Here is a 7764-nt window from a genome sequence, read left to right as displayed (position 1 = left end):
TGGTACAAATTTGCTATGGTGTATTAAAACATCAAAGCGAATACCGACCTCAAGTGGCTTGAGGTCGGTTGGGAGAGATGGTATCTATAAGAGCAGAATCTGCTCTTCCTTCTTTTAAAACCTAAACTCAAACCCGACATAAACATTCCGCCCACTGGCTGGCAAACGCTCCCCAACGGCTATCTCACTACCCGCAGCACGATTCACGCCTCCAAGATGCTCGACATACTGCTTATCAAACAGGTTCTCTACCCCGGCGCATACGGTCAGGCCATTATCAAACATATAATCGGCCATCCAGTCCCAAACCATATACCCAGCAGTTTCAGTTTCATTATTGATACTCGACACCCGATCCTGATCCGCATAAACCTGCGCGGCAAACTGAGTACTGAACTGCACACCCTGATACCCCCACACGAATCGCGTATTGAGCGGTGCAATACGATACAAATTAATATCGCTATCATCGCGCTCACCACGAACATAACTAACCACCCCGGACATGAAGAAATCCGATGGCATGTCATAGCGCCAATTGGCATCAAAGCCCCACAAGCTTGCATCAATATTGGTGAACTGCAATGGCGCAGGATCGCCCATCATGCCGGCGACCATGATCGCGCGTGGGTCTTCGCTTGGGTTGGCTTCGATGTAATCCTTCACCTGCGAATAGAACACCCGCGGCGACACCTTAAAACCGCCATTCACATAATCAAAACCGGTATCAATCTGGTAAGCGGTTTCAGGATCTAGATTGATATCCCCGACATAGGTTTTACCATCCGCCAGGCCACCGGTTGATTGCATCGGCAACCACAAATAACGCTGCTGGTAACTGGCAGCGCGTTGCTTAACACCCAATCCATAATTCCAGACCAGACTATCGCTGAGCGTCGTCTTGCCATGATAGGTCACATCAAAGGTGGTATCACTGACGCTGCGATCCGCCTGATTAAAATCACTCACCAAACCGGCAATCGCAGGATTCATCATCGCCATCGAATGCGCCACCTCGCCCGCATCCGCGCGATTGTATTTAACACGCGCACCCAGCGTATCGCTGCGCCCTTCCGCGCGCTGACTCCACTGCACATAGGCGCTATGACGGTCATCCTCAACCTGATTAAAATTAATCACGCTGAACATGGCATTATTCGGATTGCTGATATCCACATCATGCTCAGACAGATACCCCTGCAATCCATATACCCAGTCGCCCGCCGTCAACTGCACCTTATAATCCGCGCTCTTGGCCGCAGCATAAGTATATCGATACGCGGCAGGGTCAAGATTCTCACGCTGGCTAAAATTATCCATGCCATGCGTATTGTCCGAAGCCCCAATCTGCCACTCAAGTAAAGCGACATCAAACTGATGCTGACCATCAAGACTCCACTGCTCGCCATCCACATAATTGATATCCATCGGCAAGGCAGGCGTTCCCGAGAAGCCAGTGTCAGTCTTGCCATAACGCAGGCCAATGCGGCTGTTATCGAACGCATAAGCCACATCCAGACCCGACTGCTGCTTATCGTATGCGGTAGTGATGATGTCGCGCTCCAGCGCATCCTCGGCATTATTGGCCGTCTGGTCGCTGATAAAGGCATGGACCCCAAAGTCATTCGCACTGACATTGATATCCCCGGCATAAGTCGTGCCGTCGTTAATCCCCGAATACCAGCTGCTCAAAGACCCCTCAACCGACAGTTCCTCAGAGGTGCGCGCACGCTTCAGATGCACATCCACCGCACCGCCCATCGTATCGATTCCCGCAGTCACCGGCGCAATCCCGCGATACACCGTCATCGCCTCAACGCTCATCGGCACCGCATAGGTCAAAGGCGCATCCATCCCATTCGGCCCAGCACCCACCACAGGACGCCCACCAAGGCTCACCGCCACACGATCCGCAAACATCCCACGATACTGCGCAATCCCCGTCACAGGCCCATTCTTATTCACATTCGCCCCAGGCACCGTCTTCAACCACTGCGCCACATCCGACTCAACCGGATCCGCATCCGCCACCGACAGATCATCAGCCGAAGCACGCGAAGCACTGATCGTAATCACATCAATATGCTCCTCCTCAGATGGGGCGTCCTCAGCCAACGCAACCCCAGGAAACACAACCCCACAAAACAAACAGCCAGACACAGCGACAGCCACCGCGCTCACACGAAAAGAATCAAAAGAAAAGAAATTCATAACGCCCTCAGAAAAGAATTAAATCGGCGCTAATTGTATAGATATGAAAGGAAAAAACACTGCGACAAATTGTCGCAGGGATATGAAGAATCAAGAATATTCAGGCACAAAAAAAGACGCTGATTAGCGTCTTTTTGAGATATGGCGGAGAGGGTGGGATTTGAACCCATTTAAGTGCTTTCTAACCCATTGAGACTCTTTGTTTTTCAATAGGTTACGATTATCTAGGTTGCCCTTGATGGTCAGAAATGGCCCTCTTCAGTCCCAACAGCGTCCCAAGAATATTTATACTGCTCTATTTTGTACCGCACTAAATAAACATTGGGCATTCAACATATCATAAAATCAAAGTGAGTGTTTTCTATTCTAAAACCTAATGTTCTACCCATTTATCTCTACTATTTACTAGCTGCTCAATAACTACTGTACCCACCGCCCCCAACTGACCACTCCGCCAGTATCAGTTGACCACCCGTACCAGAATCCCTTGACTGGGTCAACGGCCAAAACTGACCAGTCCAGATTAAAAAAAGTGCGCCGAAGCGCACTGTAAAATTAAGCGAGAAGATTTGAGCTTCAGCTACTGGCACCGCCCCACAATCCGAGCCCTACTGTCCCCACTTCCGAGCCCAAACCACAAAACCCTCCGAGCGCTGCTGATAATGCTCCGAATTCCTTAACTTATTCTTACCATCCTATTCCCTGGGTATCTTTGATATGAAAACCTATTGCAAACATCGTTATTATCAATAAGGGCATCAGGGACACAGCAATAACGGTGTAAGATATCTGTGCTTTTTTCGATAATTTTTTATAGTTTTCCTCGATCGTCAGAAATTTCTTTTTCCCATTAATAAACGCAGAAACAACCATCTCAAAGGAAAACATAATAATTGTCCCCCAGAACTTTGAAATATCTTCATGCGTAATCTCTAGATGAAGCCCAATCATCAAAAAAACACATAAATAAACAAGCATCCTTACTCCCGCCATCCATACAAACGCAGACTCATCAGGATGTTTGTGGTTAAGCTTTTGAAAAAAAAGATAAACACCGTAATAGCAATGCCTAAAGAAAGTTATCATTATCGCCCTTCCATATTGAAGTTCATATTTGGCACATTAAACATCCGGTGCATCGCCTCATTGGGTTTTTGTTGAATATAGTCCATATTATGGTTGAAAGTCGAAACGCCACTTTCGAAATTTTGAATATGATAATTAGCAAAATTTTTCCAACCTCCAAAATTTTGATTGATTCGATAATCAATAAACCCATAACTAGCACCTATAGCCAATCCATAAAGCCCTCCAAATCGTCCATATGAAGCTGCCTTGAAAGCAATGTAGGTGACAGCGGAATCAGCAGCAAATTTCCAGACAACATCTGACTTGGAATAATTCGGATTCATCATATTTGATGCTGTTGAAAAGCCCACAGCTCCAAACCCTAATGCTCTTGACGCTACTCTTAAGCGAGAACCTAGAGCTTCTAGACCACTGAGCTGCATAAAGGCTCTTCCATTTGCGCTCCCCCATGTTGCAGACCAGCTAGCCACACCTCCTACCGCTGGACTAAACTGAGGAATAAACTTAGCGCTACCAGCAACCCCTAAGAGCTGTCCTCCTGCATCAGCAGTAAGGCCTGAAACCATAGCAATATCAGAAATGTTTTTCAGAGTGCCAGAAATTTGACTTCCAATATCATCCAGTCCCCCCGAATAGGTTCTGGTATAGGTCACCTCATTGGTTCCATCAGCATTACTCATACCTGCAGTTAGCTCATAACCTTTGTCCTCCAGCTCACTGCCAATTTGCTCAATTTCTTCTGGAGTTCCTTTTGCTTCTACGGAATGCTCAACTTCAGCACCGTTACTCACAGCAGACCTGTCATAGACAGTATTCCAACTAGAACCGCCTCTTTTAAACTTCTTCCTCTCCTTTTTAGGCTCATCATCCCCACAGCCTTTTCCAAGGGCATCTTCACACTCGGCAGCATACCCACTCGGATCGGTTCCTGCCAGAGGATTATTCATGATATAGCTGTAGGGGTTCATCGACTGGCTGTTGCCAGGGCTTTGAATGAATGGATCGACAGAGAGGAATCGACCGAGATTGTAGTCGTACGCGCGTCCATTCATATGAATGCACATGATTATTTATTCATAAATAACATTCTAAGCACAGTCTTTATACCGCTCCAGTGTATTCAAAACATCACAAATTAGTTTTGCTCTCTTTGGATCTCCATTCCAAGCCACTCTTACCGCTGATTCAATTTCTTTGGGGATTGGCTGTTGATACTGTCCCTGTGAAAGATTATCCATGGTCTCAACGACCTTTTTAGCATTCTCTGTAAATCTTTTACCAATACCACGAGACCAATTTGATACCTGCGATTGAGGTACACCAGCTTTTTTAGCCAATGCATTCTTGCTCATACCCGTATCATTCAAAAAAGACTTCAATTTTTGGCAAAAGAGGTCAAATTTCATAATAAATTATCGTAATTTATCTGTATTTTTGTTATTATAGCTATAATTTACGATAACACAAATGGAAATAGTATGTCGGTGAAGTTTCAAACTCCTTTAAGGTATCCTGGTGGTAAAGCCAGATTAGGACCATGGCTAGCTTGGTTAATGCGTCACAATAGTATTAGTGGAGGTATTTATGCTGAGCCTTACGCTGGCGGTGCTGGAGCTGCTTTCTATTTATTGAATAATCAATATGTCCGCTCAATTTTCATTAACGATCTTGATCCGGTTATCCATGCCTTCTGGTGGGCTGTATTGAATGACACAAATGAGCTTATCAGGCTAATCGACTCAACGCCTGTAGACATATCATCTTGGCAGAAACAGAGGGACGTTTTGGCTTCTCACGAAGAATATTCTAAAACTGAAGTTGGCTTTGCTACTTTTTTCCTTAATCGAACGAATCGTTCAGGCATCCTAAAGGCTGGTGTTATCGGCGGAATAAACCAAGACGGAAACTACAAAATTGATGCTCGGTATAATAAAGAAAATTTGAAACAAAGAATTCTAATGATAGCTAGGCATAGAAAAAGAATTAACTTAACAAACCTTGATGCCCTAGATTTTATGAGTGATGTGGTTCCTGAGTTTGGTAATAAATCCTTAGTTTATTTTGATCCCCCTTATTTTAATAAAGGAAGTCAGCTATACCGTAACTTCTATAACCCAGAAGACCACAAAAAGATTGGGCAGGCCGTCTCTCAAATACAGTCTCCTTGGTTAGTAACCTATGACAACTGTCATCCCATAAAAGACATCTACTCAAAACATAAAATGCAAGAGTTCTCTTTAATTTACTCGACAAACCAGGCTAGGCCTAGAGCTACAGAGATTATGGTTTATGATCACATTGAATTACCTAGCTCTCCGTTTTTAAGTAGGACGAGTCGCCCTTACCCCAAAGACTGGGAAGCCAAGTTTGCAAGCTAACTTTTGTTAGCTGCAAACTTAATTGTTTTAAGTAACAGAGGCTCTATAATTTGAAAATGAACGGCTAGATGTCGTGCATCAAAGCTATGAGCAATTTGTCCATGTTTAATAACATTCCCTTCATCAACAATATATTTCACTGAGCTTTTAAATTCAGCTTTTTCTCCTTTGTCTTTATACCATTCATTGATTTTTGTATTATAAAAACTTTCTAAGCCTGTATTAGCGCCTTTCCCGGCCAGTGTCGCAAGCGCTTCCAGAAAAGTCCATGCTCCAACCATCATTAACGTTGCATGCTTTCGCAAAGAGATCGTACATAAAGAACTATAAAGTTGATCGAGTTTATCAGAACCTAATAAATTCACAGCACTAGTAATGTTTACCGACATTGGAATCTTTGGTGGAGGGTTACCGTTACTACTTTGTTCATCATTAGTATTTCCATTTTGGTTGCTTCCAGACTCTGAATTATCAGTGTTATTATTGTTCTTGCTATCCTCTTGAGTATTCTGAGTATTACTTTGCTCAGAAGACGCGCCTTCTTTCTTAGCATCTTTCTCTTCTACAACATTAAACTGAGATAAATACTCTTCTATTTTATCAGCATCAGCGTAGGTGCTCCCTTTTCTTGAAAGTGATAGCTCCTTATTCTTTATCGACGTTAAAAGGATTTGAGCCTTATCAATAGCATCATCTATCAATTTTTTGGGGCGCTTTTTAATCCGCATATCCTTTTCACTAAAGATATTTTTTGAAATAATCCCTCGACTCAGAGCGGCTCGAACAACCCTTGTAAAAACTTCATGAGAGTAATCCTTGCTATCAATAAACTCAGAAATTTCTGGGCTATTGGATTCTAGCTCAAAAATTAGCGCGGTAGCGTGCCAATATTGGTTATTATCTGCTATTTTCCAGTCATACCTGAATCGAGCAGCTGCAATTGCAGACCAGCTAATACGACGAGAGCCATTACTTGATGCGTGACGCTCATAAACCGTTTTATAAATCTTTTCTTTGGATTCTGAAACTTGAGCTTGGATATTATCAAAGTCAAATTGTGTTTTAGCAGCTAGCAACTCAGCTTTTTTCTTTAATGACGCCGTAGGAGCCAAATCAGGATTCCACAAAACCTTAATGACGGCACTTCTCCTGTTACCATCTAAAACAATTGCTTCACCATCATCCATCCAAACCAATAACAGCTCACCAAGATCATCTTCAGCTATACTGGTCATTAGATTAGAAAAGTAAGCGGGGTTCGACCTGTAAATCTTTTCAATACAGGCCTGCTGATCAGGAGCTTTCCTAAACCTGTAATTCCCTTCATCCAAAAGAAGTTCATCTACTCCAAAACTATCAATGTTAGCGAATCGCATCATCCATCCCCTTTAGTTTGTTGTAATTATGCCTCTCAGCTATCAATATTTCTCTATTAAATATCAGTCTAATTTTGTTCTAAATCTTCTCGCGATCAAGCAAGTGCTTTAAAGGCACCATACGCTGATGTAAAACGCCGAAAACTACTAGTTGCTTTTCGTGAGTTATATAGTAAACGACATGGCTTTCATACGGAAAACTTCTCACACCTTCCGCCACTTCGGGGCGAATCTTGCCTAAACTTGGTGTGTCTGCCAGTAATTGAATACGTTGTCGAAGTCCAGACAGGTAATACTGAGACTGAGCGGCTCCCCAGTGCTCAATCCCATACCGTCTGATCTCGATCAAGTCTGACTGGGCACCTGGGGTTAAACGATACCCCGCCATCAGTCGTGTTGGCCAGCTTCTAGTTCATCAAAGAAAGCATCACCGTCCACGTGGTTTCCCGCAGCAATATCCGCTTTTGCTTGTGCCGCTCTTAATTGAAGTAAATGCAACTTCATGGCTTCAATGCTCTCATACTCCTCCATGGACAAGATGACCGCCACAGGCTTGCCGTTCTTGTTAATTTGAAGAGGCGAACGTTGTGCTTTAAGAAGCATGTCGCCAAAATGGGTTTTCGCTTCATTAGCTGATAGAGCATTCATAGTGTAACCTCGCTTAAATCGTTCGATTTGTGCAGTATAGTCGATTTGTATATTTTAAGTCA

Annotated in this window: 8 protein-coding genes; 1 reads left to right on the top strand and 7 read right to left on the bottom strand. The window is 43.8% G+C overall.

The annotated features are described in order from the left end of the window. Positions 1-114: 114 nt before the first annotated feature. The 4 genes from HUJ19_RS10125 to HUJ19_RS10110 form a co-directional block, all read right to left on the bottom strand. A complete protein-coding gene (locus HUJ19_RS10125) occupies positions 115-2211 on the bottom strand; it encodes a TonB-dependent receptor (protein WP_290624029.1) in 2097 nt (698 codons plus the stop codon). A 687-nt stretch (positions 2212-2898) separates the two neighbouring features. Beyond that, entirely contained in the window at positions 2899-3297 is a 399-nt protein-coding gene (locus HUJ19_RS10120; RefSeq protein ID WP_290624027.1) for a hypothetical protein, read from the bottom strand. Further along, positions 3297-4352, bottom strand: coding sequence for an RHS repeat-associated core domain-containing protein (locus HUJ19_RS10115; protein ID WP_290624031.1), 1056 nt, complete (start codon positions 4350-4352; stop codon positions 3297-3299). Before HUJ19_RS10115 ends, HUJ19_RS10120 begins: the two co-directional genes overlap by 1 nt. A gap of 36 nt (positions 4353-4388) precedes the next feature. Beyond that, complete coding sequence (locus HUJ19_RS10110; protein ID WP_290624026.1) at positions 4389-4706, bottom strand: helix-turn-helix transcriptional regulator; 318 nt, start codon at positions 4704-4706, stop codon at positions 4389-4391. Between the two features lie 72 nt (positions 4707-4778). Here HUJ19_RS10110 and HUJ19_RS10105 point away from each other — a divergent pair, with 72 nt between their 5' ends. Next, positions 4779-5678, top strand: a complete 900-nt coding sequence (locus HUJ19_RS10105) for a DNA adenine methylase (RefSeq protein WP_290624025.1) — start codon at positions 4779-4781, stop codon at positions 5676-5678. On the opposite strand, the gene HUJ19_RS10100 is transcribed toward HUJ19_RS10105, so the two are convergent. The 3 genes from HUJ19_RS10100 to HUJ19_RS10090 form a co-directional block, all read right to left on the bottom strand. Beyond that, a complete protein-coding gene (locus HUJ19_RS10100; RefSeq protein WP_290624024.1) occupies positions 5675-7057 on the bottom strand; it encodes a hypothetical protein in 1383 nt (460 codons plus the stop codon). The two genes, HUJ19_RS10105 and HUJ19_RS10100, sit on opposite strands and share 4 nt — an antisense overlap. A 76-nt stretch (positions 7058-7133) precedes the next feature. Continuing rightward, positions 7134-7442, bottom strand: a complete 309-nt coding sequence (locus HUJ19_RS10095; RefSeq protein ID WP_290624022.1) for a type II toxin-antitoxin system RelE/ParE family toxin — start codon at positions 7440-7442, stop codon at positions 7134-7136. Further along, complete coding sequence (locus tag HUJ19_RS10090; RefSeq protein ID WP_290624020.1) at positions 7442-7702, bottom strand: type II toxin-antitoxin system Phd/YefM family antitoxin; 261 nt, start codon at positions 7700-7702, stop codon at positions 7442-7444. The genes HUJ19_RS10095 and HUJ19_RS10090 overlap by 1 nt, the downstream gene beginning before the upstream one ends. Positions 7703-7764 lie beyond the last annotated feature (62 nt).

It is taken from the genome of Kangiella sp., from assembly GCF_014762745.1.
Classification (GTDB): domain Bacteria; phylum Pseudomonadota; class Gammaproteobacteria; order Enterobacterales; family Kangiellaceae; genus Kangiella.
Note: the sequence above shows the minus strand (reverse complement) of the source record. Positions and strands in the feature narration are given on the sequence as shown.

Coding starts and splice junctions, on each gene's coding strand:
- HUJ19_RS10125 (WP_290624029.1), bottom strand. CDS start 2,211: ATGAATTTCTTTTCTTTTGATTCTTTTCGTGTGAGCGCGGTGGCTGTC.
- HUJ19_RS10120 (WP_290624027.1), bottom strand. CDS start 3,297: ATGATAACTTTCTTTAGGCATTGCTATTACGGTGTTTATCTTTTTTTT.
- HUJ19_RS10115 (WP_290624031.1), bottom strand. CDS start 4,352: ATGAATGGACGCGCGTACGACTACAATCTCGGTCGATTCCTCTCTGTC.
- HUJ19_RS10110 (WP_290624026.1), bottom strand. CDS start 4,706: ATGAAATTTGACCTCTTTTGCCAAAAATTGAAGTCTTTTTTGAATGAT.
- HUJ19_RS10105 (WP_290624025.1), top strand. CDS start 4,779: ATGTCGGTGAAGTTTCAAACTCCTTTAAGGTATCCTGGTGGTAAAGCC.
- HUJ19_RS10100 (WP_290624024.1), bottom strand. CDS start 7,057: ATGATGCGATTCGCTAACATTGATAGTTTTGGAGTAGATGAACTTCTT.
- HUJ19_RS10095 (WP_290624022.1), bottom strand. CDS start 7,442: ATGGCGGGGTATCGTTTAACCCCAGGTGCCCAGTCAGACTTGATCGAG.
- HUJ19_RS10090 (WP_290624020.1), bottom strand. CDS start 7,702: ATGAATGCTCTATCAGCTAATGAAGCGAAAACCCATTTTGGCGACATG.